Origin of the sequence: Sphingobium sp. CFD-1 (assembly GCF_024611115.1) — a bacterium.
Lineage (GTDB): Bacteria > Pseudomonadota > Alphaproteobacteria > Sphingomonadales > Sphingomonadaceae > Sphingobium > Sphingobium baderi_A.
This window is the reverse complement of sequence record NZ_CP084398.1, coordinates 2,984,088-3,005,789: the sequence shown is the minus strand read 5'-3', so window position 1 is coordinate 3,005,789 and position 21,702 is coordinate 2,984,088. Positions and strand designations below refer to the sequence as shown.

At 64.8% G+C, this 21,702-nt stretch carries 21 protein-coding genes and 1 tRNA gene; 10 read left to right on the top strand and 12 right to left on the bottom strand.

What is annotated here, in order from left to right:
• Nucleotides 1–41: 41 nt before the first annotated feature.
• Together LDB26_RS15140 and LDB26_RS15135 are read right to left on the bottom strand one after the other, a co-directional pair.
• Nucleotides 42–797, bottom strand: a complete 756-nt coding sequence (locus tag LDB26_RS15140) for a hypothetical protein (protein ID WP_062060662.1) — start codon at nucleotides 795–797, stop codon at nucleotides 42–44.
• 28 nt (nucleotides 798–825) lie between these two features.
• On the bottom strand, nucleotides 826–1,569 hold the full coding sequence (locus LDB26_RS15135) for an RNA methyltransferase (RefSeq protein ID WP_062060659.1): 744 nt from the start codon (nucleotides 1,567–1,569) through the stop codon (nucleotides 826–828).
• A gap of 98 nt (nucleotides 1,570–1,667) precedes the next feature.
• On the opposite strand from LDB26_RS15135, the gene LDB26_RS15130 reads away from it, so the two are divergent.
• From LDB26_RS15130 to LDB26_RS15115, 4 genes are all read left to right on the top strand, one after another.
• Nucleotides 1,668–1,754, top strand: a tRNA-Tyr gene (locus LDB26_RS15130).
• A gap of 91 nt (nucleotides 1,755–1,845) precedes the next feature.
• Nucleotides 1,846–2,166 (top strand): multidrug efflux SMR transporter, encoded by a 321-nt coding sequence (locus LDB26_RS15125; RefSeq protein WP_062068200.1) that lies wholly within the window; start codon nucleotides 1,846–1,848, stop codon nucleotides 2,164–2,166.
• 74 nt (nucleotides 2,167–2,240) lie between these two features.
• Complete coding sequence (locus LDB26_RS15120) at nucleotides 2,241–4,538, top strand: glycoside hydrolase family 3 N-terminal domain-containing protein (RefSeq protein WP_257539061.1); 2,298 nt, start codon at nucleotides 2,241–2,243, stop codon at nucleotides 4,536–4,538.
• Nucleotides 4,539–4,736: 198 nt separating this feature from the next.
• Entirely contained in the window at nucleotides 4,737–6,605 is a 1,869-nt protein-coding gene (locus LDB26_RS15115; protein ID WP_257539060.1) for an ABC-F family ATP-binding cassette domain-containing protein, read from the top strand.
• A gap of 148 nt (nucleotides 6,606–6,753) precedes the next feature.
• Here LDB26_RS15115 and LDB26_RS15110 read toward each other — a convergent pair whose 3' ends face one another.
• Together LDB26_RS15110 and LDB26_RS15105 are read right to left on the bottom strand one after the other, a co-directional pair.
• Nucleotides 6,754–7,854: an AI-2E family transporter gene (locus LDB26_RS15110; protein WP_257539059.1), complete on the bottom strand. Its 1,101-nt coding sequence runs from the start codon at nucleotides 7,852–7,854 to the stop codon at nucleotides 6,754–6,756.
• A 64-nt stretch (nucleotides 7,855–7,918) separates the two neighbouring features.
• Nucleotides 7,919–9,166, bottom strand: a complete 1,248-nt coding sequence (locus LDB26_RS15105; RefSeq protein ID WP_257539057.1) for a YceI family protein — start codon at nucleotides 9,164–9,166, stop codon at nucleotides 7,919–7,921.
• Nucleotides 9,167–9,358: 192 nt separating this feature from the next.
• On the opposite strand from LDB26_RS15105, the gene LDB26_RS15100 reads away from it, so the two are divergent.
• Nucleotides 9,359–9,796: a thioesterase family protein gene (locus LDB26_RS15100; protein WP_062060645.1), complete on the top strand. Its 438-nt coding sequence runs from the start codon at nucleotides 9,359–9,361 to the stop codon at nucleotides 9,794–9,796.
• 10 nt (nucleotides 9,797–9,806) lie between these two features.
• Here LDB26_RS15100 and LDB26_RS15095 read toward each other — a convergent pair whose 3' ends face one another.
• Complete coding sequence (locus LDB26_RS15095) at nucleotides 9,807–10,190, bottom strand: DUF983 domain-containing protein (RefSeq protein WP_062060643.1); 384 nt, start codon at nucleotides 10,188–10,190, stop codon at nucleotides 9,807–9,809.
• Between the two features lie 107 nt (nucleotides 10,191–10,297).
• Between LDB26_RS15095 and pabB the strand changes: the two genes are divergently transcribed.
• The 5 genes from pabB to msrA all read left to right on the top strand — a co-directional run bounded on the left by pabB (nucleotide 10,298) and on the right by msrA (nucleotide 14,491).
• Nucleotides 10,298–11,479 (top strand): aminodeoxychorismate synthase component I, encoded by a 1,182-nt coding sequence (pabB, locus tag LDB26_RS15090; protein WP_257539055.1) that lies wholly within the window; start codon nucleotides 10,298–10,300, stop codon nucleotides 11,477–11,479.
• Nucleotides 11,480–11,513: 34 nt separating this feature from the next.
• A complete protein-coding gene (locus tag LDB26_RS15085; RefSeq protein WP_257542148.1) occupies nucleotides 11,514–12,137 on the top strand; it encodes an aminotransferase class IV in 624 nt (207 codons plus the stop codon).
• 110 nt (nucleotides 12,138–12,247) lie between these two features.
• Nucleotides 12,248–13,450: a pyridoxal phosphate-dependent aminotransferase gene (locus LDB26_RS15080; RefSeq protein WP_062060636.1), complete on the top strand. Its 1,203-nt coding sequence runs from the start codon at nucleotides 12,248–12,250 to the stop codon at nucleotides 13,448–13,450.
• A gap of 230 nt (nucleotides 13,451–13,680) precedes the next feature.
• A complete protein-coding gene (locus LDB26_RS15075; protein WP_257539053.1) occupies nucleotides 13,681–13,833 on the top strand; it encodes a hypothetical protein in 153 nt (50 codons plus the stop codon).
• A complete protein-coding gene (msrA, locus tag LDB26_RS15070; protein WP_257539052.1) occupies nucleotides 13,820–14,491 on the top strand; it encodes a peptide-methionine (S)-S-oxide reductase MsrA in 672 nt (223 codons plus the stop codon). The genes LDB26_RS15075 and msrA overlap by 14 nt, the downstream gene beginning before the upstream one ends.
• Before the next feature lie 102 nt (nucleotides 14,492–14,593).
• On the opposite strand, the gene infC is transcribed toward msrA, so the two are convergent.
• The 7 genes from infC to ubiB form a co-directional block, all read right to left on the bottom strand.
• On the bottom strand, nucleotides 14,594–15,127 hold the full coding sequence (gene infC, locus LDB26_RS15065; RefSeq protein WP_062060627.1) for a translation initiation factor IF-3: 534 nt from the start codon (nucleotides 15,125–15,127) through the stop codon (nucleotides 14,594–14,596).
• A gap of 127 nt (nucleotides 15,128–15,254) precedes the next feature.
• Nucleotides 15,255–17,246: a threonine--tRNA ligase gene (gene thrS, locus LDB26_RS15060; protein ID WP_257542145.1), complete on the bottom strand. Its 1,992-nt coding sequence runs from the start codon at nucleotides 17,244–17,246 to the stop codon at nucleotides 15,255–15,257.
• 101 nt (nucleotides 17,247–17,347) lie between these two features.
• Nucleotides 17,348–17,713 (bottom strand): DsrE family protein, encoded by a 366-nt coding sequence (locus LDB26_RS15055; protein ID WP_257539051.1) that lies wholly within the window; start codon nucleotides 17,711–17,713, stop codon nucleotides 17,348–17,350.
• On the bottom strand, nucleotides 17,701–18,468 hold the full coding sequence (locus LDB26_RS15050; protein ID WP_257539050.1) for a HesA/MoeB/ThiF family protein: 768 nt from the start codon (nucleotides 18,466–18,468) through the stop codon (nucleotides 17,701–17,703). The genes LDB26_RS15055 and LDB26_RS15050 overlap by 13 nt, the downstream gene beginning before the upstream one ends.
• Nucleotides 18,465–18,929 carry a dUTP diphosphatase gene (gene dut, locus LDB26_RS15045; RefSeq protein WP_257539049.1) on the bottom strand — a complete coding sequence of 155 codons (465 nt, stop codon included), beginning with the start codon at nucleotides 18,927–18,929 and terminating at the stop codon, nucleotides 18,465–18,467. Before dut ends, LDB26_RS15050 begins: the two co-directional genes overlap by 4 nt.
• Nucleotides 18,904–20,163, bottom strand: a complete 1,260-nt coding sequence (gene coaBC / locus LDB26_RS15040; protein WP_257539048.1) for a bifunctional phosphopantothenoylcysteine decarboxylase/phosphopantothenate--cysteine ligase CoaBC — start codon at nucleotides 20,161–20,163, stop codon at nucleotides 18,904–18,906. The genes dut and coaBC overlap by 26 nt, the downstream gene beginning before the upstream one ends.
• Entirely contained in the window at nucleotides 20,160–21,701 is a 1,542-nt protein-coding gene (ubiB, locus tag LDB26_RS15035) for a 2-polyprenylphenol 6-hydroxylase (protein ID WP_257539047.1), read from the bottom strand. Before ubiB ends, coaBC begins: the two co-directional genes overlap by 4 nt.
• Nucleotide 21,702: the final 1 nt, after the last annotated feature.

Below are 21,702 nucleotides of genomic sequence, written 5' to 3'. Positions count from 1 at the left end.
CTCCTGCCTTTGCGGGGGCACGGTTCGCATTCCCGCCGGGTTTACGGCTTCACTCGCAGCGTCGCGCTGGGTGCATCGCTCGTCATCGGCGTCACTTTCCAGACGATCCGCTTGCCCTGCGGCGTGTCCTGCGCGCCGTCTTCCTGATTCTGCGCCACGATTTCGGCGTCGGTGGTCAGGGTGAAGGTGCCGTCCAGCGCCTTGGCCGCATCATCGTCCGAACCGCCCATCGATGGTCCCTGGCTCTTGTCATAGCTGGTGGAAAAGCCCGGCGCCTTCACCCGCAACCGATCGGCTCCGCGTAGTTCCACCGCCACGAAGGGCAGCACGATCTGCGCGTCCGTGTTGAACGGAAAGAGAAAGGCGTGATCCAGCCTGCCGCTGATCGCATAATCGATCTCGAACTTGTGATCGCCCATATAGCGCGCGGCGCGGAACCCCTTTTCCTTGGTCAGCGCTTCGGCAATCGCCTGCATTTTGGCGTCGTCGCCCGGGTTCTTGCGGTTGGCGAAGGATTGTTCGGCGGTTTCGTCCTTGATCCGCCAGATCCCCGCCATGTGGTAGACGCTGTCCTGCGTCGTGGGCGCGGCATCGTCGGTCGGTTCGTCGCCCAACCCGTCGGGGCCCGGCAGGTCCTTGCCCATGTCCGACGCGATAATCTCACCCTTGTAGGTGAAGGTGAAGCTGCGGTCGGCCCGGATGTCGAGCGTGGAATCGAACTTGCCCGGCGTCACCAGACAGGCGGACAGCAGCAACATGGGCAAGAGCGCGGCGACCGCGCGCGTCAGAACGGACATGACAACCCCCTGTCTTGCGTTTCTGCCGCTACCGGCTGGCGGCGGCGTAGAGCGCGATGGCCGCGGCATTGGAGACGTTCAGGCTCTCCATCCGCGGACTGATCGGCAGTTTAGCCAGAATATCGCAATGCGCCATGCTGTTATGCCTCAGGCCCTCGCCTTCGGCCCCCAGCACCAGCGCGACCCGCGATTCGCCGATTGCCTCGCCCAGCGTGGTATCGGCCTCTCCATCGAGGCCAATGCGCCAATATCCAGCCTCCGCAATCTCATCCAGCGCGCGGGCGAGATTCACCACGCGCACCCACGGCATGATTTCCAGCGCGCCCGAAGCCGACCGCGCCAGAACCCCCGATTCGGGCGGCGCGTGGCGGTCCTGCGTCACGATGCAGAGCGCATCGAACGCGGCGGCCGAACGAAGGATCGCGCCGACATTATGCGGGTCCGTCACCTGATCCAGCACCAGAACGGGCCTTTTGTCGTCCTGCCCAGCCTCCAGCGCATCGCCCAGCCATACGTCGTCCAATGGCTCGACCTCCGCCACCAGCCCCTGATGCGGCGCGTCCGACGGGACCATCCGCCCCAGATCGGCCACGTCGGCATAGACGATGGGCAGCACCGGCGGCAGTTCCAGCGCGTTCAGCGCATCGCGCGTGCCCCATATCTTACGCACCACGCGATCGGGATTCGCCAGCGCCGCGATCACGGCATGGCGTCCATAGAAGCGCGGATAATTGCCCTTGTGCCCCGTCGGGCGATGACCTCTTTTCTTCATGTCGCGCTCTTTTCACGGGAAGCATTGACAGGCAAGCCTCCTTTCGTCATTGAGCGCCCTCCAACCGGATCGGGCATCCCCGGAACGGTCAGGCGACTGGACAGGTGGCCGAGTGGTTAAAGGCAGCAGACTGTAAATCTGCCCGGGTTTCCCGTACGCTGGTTCGAATCCAGCCCTGTCCACCATCGCATATCCGGCGTGCCGCCTCTTTCGGGTTTCCGGCCCGCACGCTTCCCCTTTTTCCCGAGCCTGATTGAGCAGAAGGAACGCGCGGACATGGCGTGGCTAATTCTTGGCATCGCGGTTATCACCGAAATCATCTGGGCGCTCAGCCTCAAATGGGCCGCCACCGTCGGACATTGGCAGGCGTCGCTGGTGCCCATCACCCTGAGCTTCGTGAACATGGGCCTGCTGGCGCTGGCGATGCGGGGCCTGCCCGCCGGAACCGCCTATGCGATCTGGACCGGTCTTGGCGCGGTGGGAGTCATCATCGGCGGGGTGATCCTTTTCGGGGACAAGGTGACGCCGGTGCAGGCCGCTTTCATGGCGCTGACCGTGATCGGCGTGGTAGGGACCAAGCTGTTCGCTTCGGCGTGATGCGCTGCAACATGGCTCGGTTCATGCGTTCGGCGGACAAGCTATATTCATATGGACCCTGTTAGCCCGCCTTCATGAGCCTTGACCGCCGTTCCCTGCTGACCGCATCCCTTGCGTCTTTTCTGACCTTACCCCTGAGCCTCGCGGCGTCGCGACGGGCCTTTGCCCTTGCCGCCAGTGACGTGGCGCGGGTGGACGACCTTATCTCCCGCATGACGCTGGAGGAGAAGGCCGGGCAGATGACCTGCCTCGCCGACAGTTTCCGCCCGTTCAATCCGCCTAACCCGCAAGTGGGCATCCAGGACGAAAAGCGCCTCGCCGGGGAAATCCGCAAGGGGCGCGTCGGGTGCCTCTTCAACGGCATCGGCGTGGAGGGTGGCCGCCGCGCGCAGGACATCGCGGTCAAGGACAGCCGCCTCGGCATTCCGCTGCTTTTCGCGGGCGATGTGATCCACGGGCTCAAGACCGTCTTTCCTGTGCCGCTGGGCGAAGCGGCCAGCTTCGATCCGGAACTGGCGCGCCGAACGTCCCGCGCCATGGCGGTTGAAGCGACGGCGGCGGGCCTGCATTTGACCTTCGCGCCGATGGTCGACGTGGCGCGCGATCAGCGCTGGGGCCGCGTGGTCGAAGGGGCGGGAGAGGACGTCACCCTCACCAGCCTGTTCGCCGCCGCTCGCGTGCGCGGCTTTCAGGGGGGCGATCTGCGCCGCGCCGACAGCCTGCTCGCCTGTCCCAAGCATTTCGCCGCCTATGGCGCGGTGGCGGCGGGCCTGGAATATGGCAATGTCGACATTTCCGACGAGACGCTGCGCGAAACCCATATCCCGCCCTTTGGTTCGGCCTTCGCGGCGGGCGCACTCACGACCATGGCCGCCTTCAACGAGATCAATGGCGTCCCGGCCACCGCCGACCGGGAGCTTCTGACCGATCTGCTGCGCGGCGAGATGGGTTTCCGGGGTTTCGTCTTTTCCGACTATACGGCGGACGAGGAACTGGTCGCTCATGGCTTCGCGCAGGATGACCGGGACGCCGCGCGGCTTGCGGTGCTTGCCGGGGTCGACATGTCGATGCAGAGCGGCCTCTTCATCAAATATCTGCCCGATCTGGTGAAGAGCGGCGCGGTGCCCGAAGGCACGGTCGATGTCGCCGTCCGCCGCATCCTCTATGTAAAGACCGCCATCGGCCTGTTCGACAATCCCTATCGCTCGCTGGACGAGGCGGCGGAAAAGAGCCGCATCGCCACGCCCGCCCATCGCGCCCTGGCCCGCGAATCCGCGATCCGCTCGGTCGTGCTGCTCAAGAATGAAGGCGTCCTGCCGCTCGATCCCGCGAAACGGCAGAAGATCGCGCTCATCGGTCCCTTCGGCGAGGATAAGGCGAATCTCTACGGCCCGTGGGCTTTCTATGGCGATCCCGACAAGGGCGTGGACATCGCCACCGGCTTGCGCGCGGCGATGCCCGACCCCTCGCTGCTCACCATCGTCAAGGGCTGCGGCGTCCGCAAACCGATAGACGATGGCATCGCAGAGGCGGTGGACGCCGCCAAGGCCGCCGACATCGTGCTCCTGGCCATAGGAGAATCCCAGGATATGTCCGGTGAGGCCCAGTCCCGCACCGTCATTGAAATCCCCGCCGCGCAGCAGGCGCTGGCCGATGCCGTCGCCATGACCGGAAAGCCGGTTATCATCCTGCTCCGCCACGGCCGCGCACTGGCGTTGCATGACGGCGTGGCGAACGCGCAGGCGATCCTGGCGACATGGTTCCTCGGCTCCGAAACCGGCCACGCCATCGCCGACCTTCTCTTTGGCAAGGCGGACCCGTCCGGCAAGCTCCCCGTCAGCTTCCCATGGGAATCGGGGCAGGAGCCCTTCTTCTACGATCGCAAATCCACCGGGCGCCCCGTCACCGACAATGGCGGCACCGAATATAAGGCGCGCTATGCCACCACCGACAACAGCGCCCGTTTTCCCTTTGGCCATGGCCTGTCCTACACGCAATTCGCGCTGGAGGATTTGAAGCTCTCCGACACCGCGCTGCGCTGGGACCGCGCTATCGAGGTGACGGCGCGCGTCCGCAACACCGGCGACCGCTCCGGCAGCGAAGTGGTGCAACTCTACATTCGCGACAGGGTGGCCAGCCGCACCCGCCCGATCCGCGAACTCAAACGCATTGAGCGCGTGACGCTCGGCCCCGGGCAAAGCAGGCTGGTCCGCTTCTCCCTATCCCGCACCGATCTGGAATTTGTGGGGTCCGGCAGCAAGCGCATCGCCGAACCGGGCCTGTTCGACCTGTGGCTAGGGCAGTCTTCGCAAGGCGGGCTCCACGCGCAGTTCACCCTTTATGCGGAACAGGTGCCGGCCAAGAAAGGGTAGGAGAGACTGGTTTTGGGTGGAAGGTGGACTGTCCGCTATTCCCATCTCCGTTCGCCCTGAGCGACGCCGCTCAGGACAGGCTTCGACAGGCTCAGCCCGAACGGAGGTGGGGTGGCGGCTATTGGCCGAAAACAGTCACCCCGCTTTCTCTGCCGTCACCGGTTTCCCCCCGCCGCCAAAATAGGCTAGGGGGCCGCCATGCTTAACTTGAACGGTATCACCGTGCGCCTTGGCGGACGCACCATCCTTGACCGCGCCGGCGCCGCGCTGCCGCCGCGCAGCCGCGTGGGCCTCATCGGTCGCAACGGGGCGGGCAAGTCCACGCTGATGAAGGTGATGATCGGCCAGATCGACCCGGACGAAGGCAGTTGCGACATGCCGCGCGACACGCGGCTGGGCTATATCGCGCAGGAAGCCCCTGCCGGCACCGCCACCCCCTTCGAAACGGTGCTGGCCGCCGACAAGGAACGTGCCGCCCTGATGGCGGAGGCGGAGCATACCGAAGACCCCGACCGCCTCGGCCACATCTATGAGCGCCTGAACGCCATCGATGCCTATACCGCCCCCGCTCGCGCCGCCCGCATCCTCGTCGGCCTCGGCTTCGACGAGGAGATGCAGGGCCGCCCGCTCGATAGCTATTCGGGCGGCTGGAAGATGCGCGTGGCCCTTGCCGCGCTGCTCTTTTCCGAGCCGGAACTGCTACTGCTCGACGAACCGTCCAACCATCTCGACCTTGAAGCGACGATGTGGCTGGAAAGCTTCCTCAAAAACTATCGCGGCACCGTGGTCGTCATCAGCCATGAGCGCGATCTTCTGAACAATGTGGTCGACCACATCCTGCATCTGGAGGGGGGCAAGGTGACGCTCTACCCCGGCGGCTATGACGCCTTCGAGCGCCAGCGTGCCGAACGCCTCGCCCAGCAGGAAGCCGCCCGCTCGAAACAGCAGGCCGAACGGGAGAAGCTGCAGGATTACATCGCCCGCAACTCGGCGCGTGCTTCCACGGCCAAACAGGCCCAGTCCCGCGCCAAGGCGCTTGCGCGGATGCAGCCTATCGCGGCCGCCATCGAAGATCCGACGCTGGCCTTCACCTTCCCCAGCCCGCCCGAACTGCGCCCGCCGCTCATCACCATGGATATGGCGGCGGTCGGCTATGGCGACACGCCGATCCTGAAACGTGTCAACCTGCGTATCGACCCGGACGACCGCGTCGCGCTGCTCGGCCGCAACGGCAATGGCAAGACCACGCTGGCACGCCTGATGGCCGCGCAGCTTGCGCCCATGGAAGGCGCGATGAACAGCTCTTCCAAGATGAGCGTAGGCTATTTCACGCAATATCAGGTGGAGGAACTGGACGTCACCGACACGCCGCTTGAACATATGAGCCGCGTGATGAAGGGCGCGACCCCCGCCGCCGTCCGCGCCCAGTTGGGCCGCTTCGGCTTTTCCGGCGAGCGCGCCACGCAGAAGGTCGGTAGCATGTCGGGCGGGGAGAAAGCCCGTCTCGCCCTCGCGCTCATCACGCGCGATGCGCCGCATCTGCTGATCCTCGATGAACCGACCAACCACCTTGACGTCGACAGTCGCGAGGCGCTGGTGCAGGCGCTCAACGAATATTCGGGCGCGGTGGTGATCGTCAGCCATGACCGCCACATGATCGAACTTGCCGCAGACCGCCTCGTGCTGGTCGATGGCGGTACGGCGCAGGAGTTTGCGGGCAGCCTCGACGATTATACCGACATCGTCCTGCGTAAGGCGGACAGCAACGGCAGCGGCGGCGATACGCCCAGGCCCGACCGCAAGGCCGAAAAACGCAACGCCGCCGAATGGCGCGAAAAGCAAAAGGCCCTGAAAGCTGCCGTCAGCAAGGCCGAAAAGGAAATGGCGACCCTGGGCGCGGAACGCAGCCGCATCGATCAGGCGCTGTTCGATCCCAAGGCCGCGAGCGGGGCGGAGGCGAAGATGACCATGACTGAACTGATGGTGAAACGCGCCGCCGTCGAAAAGAAGCTGGAAGCCGTTGAGGAAGCCTGGATGGAAGCCAGCGCCGGATTGGAGGCGCTCTAAAGGGTCAGCGATATTCGGAAGATGGTGGAACGAAAATGGTGGGTTTTCGTGACCCGGCGCGCAGCGACCTATAGGGTCGTGAGCACCGGAAGTACGAAACGACGCCATTGGCAGCCGACCAGAACCGAAGGTCGCTGACCCTAAGCCTTCATTCGGTCCGGTCGGCGAGCGGACCCTCCATTCCGCCGGGGCGGCGCATCCGCGTCACGATGTTCCATGTGGCGATGAAAAGCGACGCAATCACCGGCCCGATGATGATGCCGTTCACGCCGAACAGCTCGATCCCGCCCAGCGTGGTGATGAGCACGACATAATCGGGTATCCGCGTCTCCCGCCCGACGAGGATGGGGCGCAGCACATTGTCCACCATGCCGATGATGAATATGCCGCAAAAGACGAGGATCAACCCCTTCACCAGCGCGCCCGTCGCCAGCAGGTAGATCGCGACCGGCACCCAGACGAGTCCGGTGCCCACGGCGGGCAATAGCGACGCGCATCCCATCAGCACGCCCCACAGCAGCGCGCCCGGTATCCCCAGCGCCCAGAAGGCGATGCCGCCGATCAGGCCCTGCACGATGGCGACGACCAGGCTGCCCTTGATGGTTGCGCGAACGACGATGACGAACTGCTGCATCAGCGCATGGCGCGGGGTGGCGCGCAGGGGCGCGGCCCTGTCGAGGATCGCGACCAGATTGCTGCCATCGCGCAGCAGGAAGAATGTGAGATACAGCATCACGCCCAGCGCCAGCACGAAACCCATGGCGCTTTGCCCGATCGACAGGGCTTGCCCTGCAAGCGTCTGGAAACTCGATGCGATGCCGTCGCTCAGCATGTCCCGCACCGTCGCGAAATTGGTGATGCCCAGCCGTTCCAGCCAGGCCGAAGCCCAATGGGGCAGGCTGGCCTGGAAACGGTCGAAGATTTCCGCGACATTGATCTGGCCCGATTGCAGGCGACCGTAAAAATAGCTCCCTTCCTGCACCAGCGCCATCGCCAGCACGATGGCGGGCACGATGACGATGACAAGGATAAGAAGCAGCGTCAGCAGCGCCGCGCCGTTGCGCCGTCCCGGCATCGACGCCAATAGTTGCTGGTTCACCGGCGCAAAGAGGATCGCCACGATCACGCCCCACAGGATCGCCGCGGCAAAAGGTTCGATCACCCAGGCAAAGGCGATGGTGACCAGCAGGACGAGGGCGAGAAAGACTCCGTCCTCGATGCGTGTGCTCGGCGGTTTTTCAGCATTCATGGATCAGCAAATGCCATGATTTCCGGCGGGAATCCATGGCTGCTCGCGGGTGCCGGCTCGATTGTCATTGCCGGGTGGCGGAGAAGCTGAAATCCACTGACACTTTGGGGTCCAGCCCGGTGCTGCTGGCCCCGTTCCCCACGCCAAAGGGCGCGCGGGCGATGGTCGCGGAACCCGCCACTTTCCGCGTCGCGCCGTCGCCTGACAGGGTGAAGCGGATGTTCTGCGGGCGGCTGACGCCCTTCAGGGTCAAGGTGCCCGATGCGCGATAGCTGTTCGCACCCGCCTTCTCCGCGCCCCTGGCCACGAAGCGCGCGGAGGGATGCGCCGCCACGTCGAAAAATTCGTCCCCGGGCAGCATCCCGTCCTTATAGGCGTCCCCGACGCTCGCGCTCGCAAGATCGATGTCGACGCGGATGTCGGCGGATTGCGGATGGTCGGGGTCCATCGCGATCTTGGCCGTCCATTTCGAAAAACTGCCGCTGATCGTCTCGCCGCCATTGCCGACTGAAAAGCCGACCCGCCCGCCGGGCTGGATGGTCCATGCGGGGGGCGGCCCGACTGGCTTTTCCTCCGGCTGGGCGGCGTTGTCGGCCCCTGCCGCTGCACTATAGGTTGCGTCGATGCCGTTCTCGACCGGCGCAGGCTCATTCTCCACCGCCTCCATGACATTCCCCGCCACCGCCAGTTGTGCTGCCTCTGCCGCTGGCTTGGGCGCCGGGGCGGGAAGGATCGCCTTGCCCAGCGCCAGCCCGCCCAGGACCAGCGCGGGCAACAGCAGGATCAGCACCGGCGAGCGCGCGGGCATCATCCGCCAGATCAGTCCATCGCGCAGCAGAATATGATGGCGGAGCGCCCCCGCCACATGCAGCAGGAACAGCGCGACGCCGATCCATGCGAGCAGGCCGTGCGCGCCTTCCGCCAGTTCGTGCCCGTGCATCGGCAGGGGCAGATGGGGTAGGGGAATGAGGCCGAAAATCAGCGTCGGCACCTTCACCTTGGCGGTCGATACCAGCGCCCATCCGGTCAGCGGCGCGCCGATCATGAAAAGATACAGCCCGCCATGAACCGTTTTGGCGAGCGCGCCCTGCCACCCGCCTTCGACCGGCGCGAGGCGCGGTTTCCAATATCGCACCGCGATCCGCGCCAGCGTGAGCGCAAGGATGGTGATGCCGATCGACTTGTGCAGCTGAAACAGGGCAAAGCCGCGCGCGCCCAGGCCCTCCAGCGCCCACCCGACGCTGATCTGGAAAGCCAGCAGGATCGCGATGGTCCAGTGGAGGAAGATGGCGGCAAGGCTGTATCGTTGCATCGGCACGCTCCGGGCAAAGGGAAGCGCAGGCTAGAAAGCCCCAGCGGCGAAGTCCACCATCCCGTGCGAAAACAGGGCGTGGCCCTCCCCTGTGTTAAAAAGGCCGCAGTTTCCGTAATAATGCGCGTGTCGCGATTGCATCGGCGGCTTGCGCGAGTATGACGAAAAGGATCACGCAGCGGAAAGCAGCAGATGGCAAAACCCGATTCCTGGCGTTTCAGTCCCGACGCCTATAATTTCGTTACCAGCATCGATACACGCTTCCAGGACATCGACACGATGGGCCACATCAACAATGTGGCGATATCGGGGATATTCGAAACCGCGCGCATCCGGTTTCACCATCATCTGGGCCGCCATCCGCAGGAACAGGGCGTGCGCTGGCTGGTCGCCGCCGTTTCCCTGAGCTTCATCGAGGAAGCGCATTTCCCCTATCCCTTCGATGTCCATTGCGCCATCGGCCATATCGGCCGCACGAGCTGGACCATCAGCTCCGCCGGATTCCAGAAGGGCGTCTGCGTCGCCACCTGCGACACCACCGTCGTCACCCATGGCCCGGAAGGACGTCGCGTGATCGACGGAACGCTGCGTGAAGCGATGGAGCGGAATTTCCTGCGTCAGCCGGACTGACCGCACGCCATCATGCGAAGCCGTGCATCCTTCGCGTCCACTGGAATGCGATGACCGCCGCCTTGGCCGGTTGGATCAGCAAAGTGCACAGGATGATCGCCAGGCCGGGCCAGATCACTGCCTGCCATCCCAGTGGAATGGAAAAGGCGGCGTTCACTTCTATCATCAGCGGCACCAATATGTGACCCAGCAGCAGGATGACGATATAGGCCGGGAAATCATCGGCCTGATGCACGTCCCAACGCTGGCCGCAATGGCTGCAGCTATGGACCGGCTTGAGATAACCCGCGAACATCCGGCCTTCACCGCAGGCGGGACAGCGCCCCCTTATGGCGAGCGCGAAAGCGGGGCCGAAAGGGCGGTCGGTCGGCCGCGATGGCTGTCTGTCGGTCATGCCCGTTCCGCTAGGCTGATTCGTTTTGCGCGGCAACGAAGGAATCTTCGGTTCCTTCCCTGGCGCTAACGCCTTCCGCGCTGGCCAAAGCCTGTTAAGAGGGCGCTATGCGCTTGCCTGGACCTTCTGAAGTCTTTGCCTTGTTCGACGATGCGCGCGCGCATAACGCCGCTCCGGCGCGGCTCTATCGCGACCCGGTGGCGACAATCGTGGCGCGGCATCAGGCTGAGGTGCAACCCGCGCTGGACCGTCTGGCGCAGGCGCAGGAGCAGGGCCTTCATGCCGCCGGGTTCCTGAGCTACGAAGCCGGGCTGGCGCTGGAAGACCGCCTGCACGCCATCGGCCTGCGTCAGGTGGAGAAAGCACAGCCGGGCGCACCGCCTTTGCTGTGGTTCGGTCTTTTCGAGGGATGCCGCCTGATCGCCCCGAACGAATTGGCGGATCTGTTGCCTCCCCCGTCGCCCGGCACGATGGCGGCGCCCCGGCCCCTGATCGATGAAGCGGCTTATCGTCAAGCCTTCGAGCGTGTGCAGGACTATATCCGGGCCGGCGATATCTATCAGGCGAACCTGACCTTCCCCTGCGACGTGACCCTTCCCGGCGATCTCATGGCCTTCTATGCCGCCGTCCGTCCCCGCGCCGCGGCGGGCTATGGCGGCGTTATTCGCACGGGCGGGCACGATATCCTGTCCTTCTCCCCCGAACTGTTCTTCACGCAGGTTCGCGGACAGCTGACGGCGCGGCCCATGAAGGGCACCGCCCCGCGCGATGCCGAACCGGCTCGTGACGCGGCGCTGGCGCGATGGCTGGAAAATGACGCGAAGCAGCGCGCCGAAAACCTCATGATCGTGGACCTGCTCCGCAACGATCTGTCGCGCGTGTCGCGGGCGGGCACCGTCACCGTGCCCGAACTTTTCCATGTCGAAACCTTCCCCACCGTACATCAGATGGTGTCCACCGTGCGCTCTCGCGTTCTGCCGGGCCTGTCGCCCGTGGACGTGCTGCGTATCCTCTTCCCCTGCGGCTCCGTCACCGGGGCACCCAAGGTGCGGGCGATGGAGGTCATCGACGCCATCGAACCCTTTGCCCGGGGCGTCTATACGGGCGCGATGGGCTGGATCGACCCGGAAGGGGACGCCGCCTTCAATGTTGCCATACGGACCATTTGCGTCGAAAAGGGCAGCGCCTTGGGCCGTCTGGGCCTTGGGTCTGGGATTGTGGCGGATTCCGACGCGGCGTCGGAATGGGCGGAATGCCTGGCCAAGGGGCGGTTTCTTGCCGATACTTGACTTCTCTCGTTTGTGAGGCTTTGCAATGGGTGCAATGGCATTGGCTGACGAACGCTTCGACCTTTTGGAAACCATGGCTTTCGATCCGGTCGAAGGCATCAGGCTGCTGGAACTGCATCTGGAAAGGATGAAGGCCAGCGCGGAGGCGCTCGACTTCGTTTTCGACCGGCATGAAGTGCGTAACGAGCTTCAGGCCGCGACTTTCCGCCTGCGTGAGAAAAGCCGCCTGCGCCTGCTGGCATCGCGCCGGGGCTCGATCGCGATCGAGGTGCGCGGTTATCGCACATGGCCGGAAGCGATCATGCATGTGGCCATCGTTTCCCGCGACGCGACCGCCGAGGATTTGCGTCTGCGGCATAAGACGACCGACCGTTCGATCTATCGCGATGCGCTCCGCCGCGGCGGCACCTTTGAAGTGCTGATGACCGATGATCAGGGCTTCCTGACCGAAGGCTGTTTTTCCACCATCTTCGTGGAGCGCGGCGACAAGCTGGTGACGCCGCCCCTGCGGCGCGGGCTGCTTCCCGGAATCCTGCGCCAAAGCCTGATCGACATGGGGGAAGCGGTAGAGGCAGATCTGCGCCCGCACGATCTGGAGGGCGGCTTTTTCATCGGCAATGCGGCGCGCGGCATGGTGGCCGCTTCGCTGGCGCGATAGCTTTCGCGCCGGGGCGGCAACACATGGTTGCCCCTGCGTCCGTTGCGGACTAAGGGACGCGGCGTCCGCCTTCTCGCGGACCTTGGGGATTCTTCAGAAAGATTGTCGTCATGAGCCAGACTTCCGCCGCCCTTGGCCGTATCCAGCCTTCCGCCACGCTCGCCATGAGCGCGCGGGTCAACGCGCTGAAAGCCGAAGGCGTGGACGTGATCGGCCTGTCGGCGGGCGAGCCGGATTTCGACACGCCCGATTTCGTCAAGGAAGCGGGGATTGCGGCGATTCGCAACAACCTCACTCGCTATACCGATGTGGACGGCACCGCCGATCTCAAGGAAGCGGTCGCCTTCAAGTTCAAGCGCGATAATGGCCTCGTCTACAAGCGCAGCCAGATCAGCGTGAACTCCGGCGGCAAGCACACCTTGTTCAACGCGTTGGTCGCGACCGTCGATGCGGGCGATGAAGTCATCATCCCCGCGCCCTATTGGGTCAGCTATCCCGACATCGTGAACTTTGCGGGGGGCACGCCGGTTTTTATCGAGGGTCCCGCCAGTCAAGGCTACAAGATCACCGCCGCCCAGCTTGAGGCCGCGATCACGCCCCGGACCAAGTGGGTGCTCCTGAACTCGCCCTCCAACCCGTCGGGTGCGGCATATTCGGCGGCGGAATTGAAGGCGCTGGGCGATGTGCTGCTGCGCTATCCCCATGTGATGGTGATGACCGACGACATGTATGAGCATGTCTGGTATGCGCCCACGCCCTTTGCCACCATCGCGCAGGTGTGTCCGGAGCTTTACGATCGCACCCTGACGGTCAATGGCTGTTCCAAAGCCTTTTCCATGACCGGCTGGCGCATCGGTTTCGCGGGCGGCCCGGAATGGATCATCAAGGCGATGGGCAAGCTGCAATCGCAATCCACCTCCAACCCCTGCTCGATCAGCCAGGCCGCCGCCGTCGCCGCGCTGACCGGCGATCAGGACTTCCTCGAAGAACGCAATTCCGCGTTCAAAAAGCGCCGCGACATGGTGGTCGCCATGCTGAACGACGCGCCGGGCCTCGATTGCCCGACGCCCGAAGGCGCTTTCTATGTCTATCCCGACGCCAGCGGCCTGATCGGCAAGACGACGCCCAAGGGGCAGGTGATCGACAGCGACGAAACGCTGATCGGCTACTTCCTCGATGAAGCGCGGGTTGCCGCGGTGCATGGCGCGGCCTTCGGCCTCTCGCCCGCTTTTCGCATCAGCTATGCGACCTCGGACGAAGTGCTGAAAACCGCCTGCATCCGCATCCAGGAAGCCTGCGCCGCGCTCAAATAGGCGCGAAAGCGGAAACGGTCTTTTTCCTGCCGCGCCGTCTTGCGATTGGCGCGGCGGTTTCTATATCCCGTTTCGAACCGAAACCTGTTTCCGCCTTGCCGCCACCGATCGCTTTTTGATGGTGTTCATCGAGCACTCATCGACAAAGGCTATGAGTGACAGCGAAGGCGAACTTTATTGCAAAGCCGCTCTGCCCATCGAGCCGCAGGCGGCGTGAGGACAAGACGCCCATGAAGGCTTTTTTGAAATCCGACCTGTTCTTCCGCTTCCTGGGGGGATTCGTCCTTGGCGCCATCGGCATGTTCGCCTTTCATCAGGAAGAACCGTCAATGATCGCGCCGTCCGCCATCGCCGCGCCGGCGGCGGATTATGCGCCGCGCTGACGGCATCTTTCTTGCTCTTTTCGCGGCGCTGACCGCCGCTTCTCCCCTGCGCGCCGAAAGGCCGGTGCTGGCGCCTGTTCCGGCGGTCGATGCGTCGCCCGGCCGGAAACTGGAAACCGCTGCTTTTGCGGGCGGTTGCTTTTGGGGCGTGGAGGGCGTGTTTTCTCATGTGAAAGGCGTTCACCTCGCCGTTTCGGGTTTCGCGGGCGGACCGCGCGGGCGCAAGGTGGACTATGAGCGGGTGAGCGAGGGCGATACCGGCTATGCCGAAGCGGTGCGCGTCACCTATGATCCAAAGCTGGTAAGCTATGGCGCGCTGCTGCGGATATTCTTCTCTGTGATCGCGGACCCGACGACGCTCAATGCCCAAGGACCGGACCGCGGCACGCAATATCGCAGCGCGCTCTTCCCGTTGAACGCGGAGCAGGTGAAGGCAGCGGACGCCTATCTGATCCAATTAGGCAAGGCAGGGTTGTGGCGCGACCCCATCGTGACGCGGGTGGAGCGTTTCACCGGCTTTCAGGATGCCGACAGCTATCATCAGGATTTCATGCGCCGCAACCCACGCCATCCCTATATATTGCGCTGGGATGCGTCCAAGGTGGCGGCTCTCAAGGCGATGTTCCCGGCACTCTATCGAGACAAGCCTTCGGCCTGATTCGGCGGGTAGGGTCAATCTGGCCGGACCTCCAAAAGCATCGGGCGAAGCCTGTCGCCAGACTCCGCCCATTTGCTTGTGTCGCTTTGCGAGCAGCCGCGCTTATTTCGGCGCGAGCACCATCAGCATCTGGCGGCCTTCCATGCGGGGATAGGCTTCGACCTTGGCGATCTCCGCCACATTTTCCGCAACGCGCTGAAGCAACTGCATGCCGAGCTGCTGGTGCGACAATTCGCGGCCCCGGAAGCGCAGGGTGATCTTCACCTTGTCGCCATCGCCAATGAAATCATGCACCTTCTTCATCTTCGTATCATAGTCATGATCGTCGATGTTGGGACGCATCTTGATCTCTTTGAGTTCCTGCGTCCGCTGCGTCTTGCGGGCGATATTCGCCTTTTTCTGCGCTTCGTATTTGAACTTGCCGATGTCCAGAAACTTGCAGACCGGCGGATCGGCGGTCGGCGACACTTCGACCAGGTCCAGCCCGATCTCGTAAGCGCGCTCCATCGCCTCCTGCGTCAACATCACGCCCAGATTTTCGCCTTCGTCGTCGATCACCCGCACCTTGGGCACGGTGATGAACTCATTATAACGGGGACCGGACTTCGGCGGCGGCGCCATTGGACGGCGCATCATTGGGGGACGTATAGCGGTATCTCCTATGGTCGTTCAAAAATGTCGGTGGATGCGCCTTTAGCGCAAAGCCGAAAGGGGCGGCAAGTCCGGAGTTGCGGATTGCCGGTCCCTCTGTGACATGGCAGCCTCACCGCATATCGGGAGCCAGCGCCTCTTTTGCAAGTCGGGCGATGATATCGTCCAGTGAAAGGACGGACTGCCCTTCCTTGCCCAGTTCGCGCAGCGCCACCGTGCCTTCCTCCGCCTCGCGCCTTCCGACGACCAGCAGATTGGGCACTTTTGCAAGGCTATGCTCGCGCACCTTGTAGTTGATCTTCTCATTCCGTACGTCCGCTTCGGTGCGGATTCCGGCGGCACGGAGCTTCTCGACAACTTCCTGTGCATACGGGTCCGCATCCGATACGATGGTCGCCACGACCGCCTGAACAGGGGCGAGCCAGAGCGGAAATTTGCCCGCATAATGTTCGATCAATATGCCGATGAAGCGTTCATAGCTGCCCAGGATCGCCCTGTGGAGCATCACCGGCCGGTGCCGTTCGCCGTCCTCGCCCACATAGCTGGCGTCGAGTCGTTCGGGCAGCACCGTGTCGGTCTGGATCGTGCCGACCTGCCACGTCCGCCCGATCGCGTCGGTCAGGTGGAACTCCAGCTTGGGCGCGTAGAAGGCGCCTTCGCCCGGTAATTCTTCCCATCCCCATTCGGCCGTGTTGCGGCCCGTCGCGGCGACGGCATCGCGCAGCGACTGTTCGGACCAGTCCCACATTTCGTCGGTGCCGAACCGCTTTTCCGGGCGGAGCGCCAGCTTGATGGCATAGTCCGCGAAGCCCAGATCCTTATATACCACATCCAGCAGGTCGCAGAATTGCGCGACCTCGCTCACCAGCTGGTCTTCGCGGCAAAAGATATGCGCGTCGTCCTGCGTGAACTGGCGCACGCGCATCAGGCCGTGCAGCGCGCCATGCGGTTCGTTGCGATGGCAGCAGCCCATTTCCGCCATGCGGAGCGGCAGATCGCGATAGCTCTTGATCCCCTGGCGGAAGATCAGGACATGCGCGGGACAGTTCATGGGCTTAAGCGCCATCCATGCCGCGTCATGCGATACGACCGGACCTTCATCCTCGGTGTTCGGCACCTCGTCGGGGATGACGAACATATTCTCGCGATATTTGCCCCAGTGGCCGGATTGCTCCCACTGGCGGGCGTCCATGATCTGCGGCGTCTTCACTTCTTGGTAGCCCGCCGCGTCGAGCCGGCGGCGCAGATAGGATTCCAGTTGCCGCCAGATGATATAGCCCTTGGCGTGCCAGAAGACGGAGCCATGCGCTTCGGCCTGGAGGTGAAACAGGTCCATTTCCGCGCCCAGCTTGCGATGGTCGCGCTTGCCCGCTTCCTCCAGCATGTGAAGATGCGCGTCGAGCTGTTTCCTGTTGAGCCAGCCGGTGCCATAGATGCGCGAAAGCATTGCGTTCTTCTGATCGCCGCGCCAGTAAGCGCCCGACACGCGGGTCAGCTTGAACGCCTGCGGGTCGAGCTTTCCCGTCGAGGCCAGATGCGGCCCCCGGCACATGTCGAGCCAGTCATTGCCCGACCAGTAGACCGTCAGTTCCTCGCCCTCGGGCAGTTCAGCGGCCCACTGCGCCTTGAACGTCTCCCCCTCCGCCTGCCAGCGCGCGATCAGATCCTCGCGGCGCCACACTTCGCGGCGCAGCGGCTTGTCGGCGCGGATGAGTTCCCGCATCTTTTCCTCGATGACGGGCAGGTCTTCCTCGGTGAAAGGCCCGCGCTTCGGATCGGGCGCGAAGTCGTAGTAAAAGCCGTCCTCGGTCGCGGGGCCAAAAGTGATCTGCGTGCCGGGGAACAGTTCCTGCACCGCTTCGGCCAGCAGATGCGCGAAGTCGTGACGCGCCAGTTCCAGCGCGTCGGCCTCATCCTTCGCCGTCACTAGCGCGAGCGCGGCGTCTGCCTCCAGCGGGCGCGTGATGTCGCGCAGCTCGCCATCGATCCGCGCCGCGATGGCGGCCTTGGCCAGGCCCGGCCCGATCGCCGCCGCAATGTCCGCCGGGGTAGTGCCGGGCGCGACTTCGCGCACGGAACCATCGGGCAGGGTGATCTTGAGCATGGCGGACACGGGATGACTTTCATTTATGTGGATGGGCGCAAAGGCCGCGCCTTCCCCTTAAATGGGCCATCCCGCCTGTCAATAGAAGGGCTGTGCCTGGGTCAGGCGAACAGGAGGCGGGCGTCGTTGCTGGTCTGTTGGAGGAAAGCGACCGGGCCGCTCATCTCCACGCCTTTGGGCAGGTCGCTCGCGGACAGGTTCGACAGCGCCAATCCGCTCTGGCAGGCGAAGAGCGCGACGCCTAAAGCGACCGCGTCCTCCAGCAGCAGCGCCAGCGTCGGCAGACCCGCCGCTTCATGCGCGTCGTCCAGGCGGGCCGCGATGGGCGCGCGCAGCAGGGCCACGGCGTCAAGTTGCAGGAAGACCGCTGCCTTGCCGCCTAGCGCCGCCTGCGCCGATGCCGTCACCAGGGCGGCGCGCAACCGCTCTGAATCCGCGCAGGCAACGATGATCCTCAGTTCGCGCACAGTTCCACCGCGCAGGCGGGACAGGCCGGGTCCTTGGGCACCGTAAGGGTGCGGAACCGCATGGAGAGCAGGTCGCAGAGCAGCAGCTTGCCCGCGCTGTCCTCGCCAAAGGGAACCAGCGCGCGGATGACCTCCAGCGCGGCGAGGCTGCCCATCACGCCGGTCAGTGCGCCAATGACGCCGGTTTCCGCGCAATTGCGCTCCGCCGCGTCCTCCGGCGTCCCGACAAGGCAGCGATAGCAGGGCTTGTCCCTTTCCCATCCGCGATAGGTGGCGAGTTGCCCCTCGAATGGGCCGACCGCAGCCGACACCAGTGGGATACGCAGCGCCTGCGCGGCGTCGGCGACCGCGAGGCGCGTCGCGAAACTGTCGCAGCCGTCCAGCACCACGTCCGCCTCGCGCAGCATCAACCCCGCATTTTCCGCATCGATGCGGGCGTTGATGGGGATCAGCTTCACGTCGGGATTGAGCTGGGCGACGGCGGCCATGGCGACCTCCGCCTTGGACGCGCCGATGTCGGCGGTGCCGAACAGCACTTGCCGTTGTAGGTTGGAGAGCGCCACCGCGTCATCGTCGATCACCCGGATGGTGCCGACGCCCGCGGCGGCCAGATACAGGATCGCCGGGCTGCCGATGCCGCCCGCGCCGATCACCGCCACATCCGCCGACAGCAGCCGCGCTTGCCCCGCGCCGCCGACCTCCTTGAGGACGATGTGGCGTGCATAGCGTTCGAGCTGGTCGTCGGTCAGCGTCATGAAGAAGCGATGCCCGTGGAGCCGAAACCCCCTGAACCCCGCGCGGTGTCGTCCAGTTCCCTGACTTCGGCGAAGCGCGCCATCTGGACCGGGGCGGCCACAAGCTGCGCGATCCGATCGCCGCGCGCGATGATGAAGGGTGCGTCACCCAGATTGATGAGGATCACCTTGAGTTCGCCGCGATAGTCGGCGTCGATGGTGCCCGGCGTGTTGGGCAGGCTGATGCCGTGCTTCAACGCCAGACCCGAACGCGGGCGCACCTGCACCTCATAGCCTTCGGGGATGGCCATGGCGAAGCCGGTTGCAACGGCATGGCGGCCGCCGGGTGCAATCGTGACATCTTCCGCCGATACCACATCCATGCCTGCCGCATGTTCGGTCGCATAAGCGGGCGTGGGCAACCCTTCGCCATGGGGCAGGCGCTTCAGCCTTATTTCAATCGGGACGAGCGGAGAGGGCATGGGCGACCTTTTCGATGAGGCGGGTGGCGACAACATCCTTGGGCAGCTTTTCCCAGCTTTCGATGCCGTCGGCCGTGACGATATGAACGCTGTTCGCGTCGCCGCCCATCACGCTTGCTCCGGGGGCGCCTGACACGTCATTGGCGACGATCCAGTCCGCGCCTTTCTTCGCCAGCTTGGCGCGGGCATGGTCGGCGACCTTTTCGGTTTCGGCGGCGAACCCGATCAGCAGCGTGGGGCGCTGCCCATGTTTGCCGAGTGTCGCGAGGATGTCGGGATTTTCAACCAGCGAAAGCGGTGCGGGCTTGCCCGACCCGTCCTTCTTGATTTTCTGGTTGGCCGCGCCGGCGGTGCGCCAGTCGGCGACGGCGGCGACCATGATCGCGGCGTCGGCGGGCAGGGCCGCTTCGACCGCTGCCATCATCTCCAGCGCGGTTTCCACGTCCGCGCGCTTGACACCCTGCGGCGTAGGGAGGTTCACCGGCCCGGCGACCAAAGTCACCCGCGCGCCTGCCCGCGCGGCGGCGGCGGCGATGGCGAAACCCTGCTTGCCCGACGATCGGTTGGCGATGTAGCGCACCGGGTCGATCGGCTCATGCGTCGGCCCGGCGGTGATGAGGATATGCCTGCCCGTCAACGGCAGTTCAGGCCCTTCGAAATCCGGCTGGCCCGCGAGCGGATCGGTGGGCGAGGGCAGGGCGATCAGCCGCGCGATCTCCGCCGCGATCTGCTCCGGTTCGGGCAGGCGGCCCCTGCCATATTCGCCGCAGGCCATCTCGCCGCTGTCCGGCTCCATGATGTGCACGCCGTCCTCGCGAAGCTGCGCGAGGTTGCGCTGAGTCGCGGCATGGTGCCACATGCGGACGTTCATCGCGGGCACGGCCAGCACCGGCTTGTCGGTGGCGAGCAGCAGCGTCGTGGCCAGATCGTCGGCGATGCCCGCCGCCATCTTGGCCAATATGTCGGCGGTGGCGGGCGCGACCACGACCAGATCGGCCTGGCGCGAAAGCTGGATATGCCCGATCTCGCGCTCTTCCTTCAGGTCGAACATGTCGCCATAGACATGATCCTCGGTCAGCACGCCCAGCGACAGCGGCGTCACGAACTTCTCCGCCGCCGCCGTCAGCACGGCGCGCACCGCGATGCCGCGCTTTCGCAGCAGCCGGACAAGTTCCAACGACTTATAGGCCGCAATGCCGCCGGAGATGATGAGAAGGACGCGAGGCTGAGTCATATATGCAGATGTAGCAGCGCCGTAACGATCGCTCCAGCCGCCGCCGCGATGGCCGCCACCACGGCATAGCGCCAGCCGCCGCCGATGCGGATGACCCTGACTTCGCTCAGCGGCGGAGGCGGGGGCGCGCCGCCCTTTTCGGGGAAGGCGTCCTCGATCCGCCGCACCAGCCCCGGCAAGCGTTGCAGCGTGCGCCAATTCTCGATCAGCGTGTCGGCGGCCTTGGCCTCCGGCCCCAATTCGGTCCGCAGCCATTCCTTCACATAGGGGCCGCTCGTTTCCCACAGGTTGATGTCGGGATCGAGTGCGGTCGCCACGCCCTCCACCATCACCATCGTTTTCTGGAGGAGCAGCAAATGCGGCTGCGTCTGCATGTCGAAATCGCGGGTGATGGCGAACAGGCCGTCCAGCATCCCGCCGACCGACAGTTCGCGCACCGGCTTGCCGCGCATCGGCTCGCCCACGGCGCGCAGCGCGGTCGCGAACTCCGCCACGTCATGATGGGCGGGCACATATTGCGCCTCGAAATGGATTTCGGCGACGCGCCGATAATTGCCGGTGATGAGACCGTAGAGAATCTCGGCCAGCCACATGCGCGCGCGGCGGTCGATCCGGCCCATGATGCCGAAGTCGATGGCGACGATGTCGCCGTTCGCCGTCACGAACAGGTTCCCCTGATGCATGTCGGCGTGGAAGAAACCTTCCGCGATCGCCTGCCGCAGGAAGGCGTTGACGAGCCGCGACGCGATGTCCTTCACGTCATGTCCGGCGGCGATCAGTGCGTCGCGGTCGGAGATCTTGACGCCGTCGACCCACTCCATCGTCATGACCTTGCCGGTCGTGCGGTCCCAGTCGATGGCGGGGATGCGGTATCCCGGCATCGCCTCCATCGCTTCGGCGAGTTCGGAGGCGGATGCGGCCTCGCGCCGCAGGTCGAGTTCCCGCGCCGTCCACCGTTTCATGTTGGCGATGACCAGGCGCGGGCGCAGGCGCGCCGCTTCGCCGCCCAGCATCTCCAGATGGGCGGCGCCCCATTCATAGGTCTGGATGTCGCGGTTGAAGCGGTCGATCACGCCGGGGCGGATCACCTTCACCGCCACATCGCGGCCATCGATAGTGACGGCGCGATGCACCTGCGCGATGGAGGCCGCGCCCACCGGCACTTCATCGAAATGGCTGTATATGGATTCGAGCGGCCGTCCGAAGCTCTGCTCGATCTGCGCGCGGATCGTGGCGAACGGGACGGGAGGCAGCGCGTCCTGCAAGCGCAACAGGTCATTCGCAGCCTCGTCGCCGACCAGATCGGGCCGAGTCGCCAGCGTCTGCCCCAGCTTGATCGCAGCGGGGCCGATGGCCTGGAAGGCGTCCGCGTAACGGGGCTGTTTGGGCACGCGCGCGCCAAAACGGGCCAGCCGCACCAGCCGCCGCACCGGCGCCGGGGTCAGCGGATCGCGCTCGATCCCGCGCAGCGCACCGTGTCGCGCCAATGTGCGGCCCCATTTCAGCAGCCGCCAGATATGAGTCGTATGGGAAGGCACG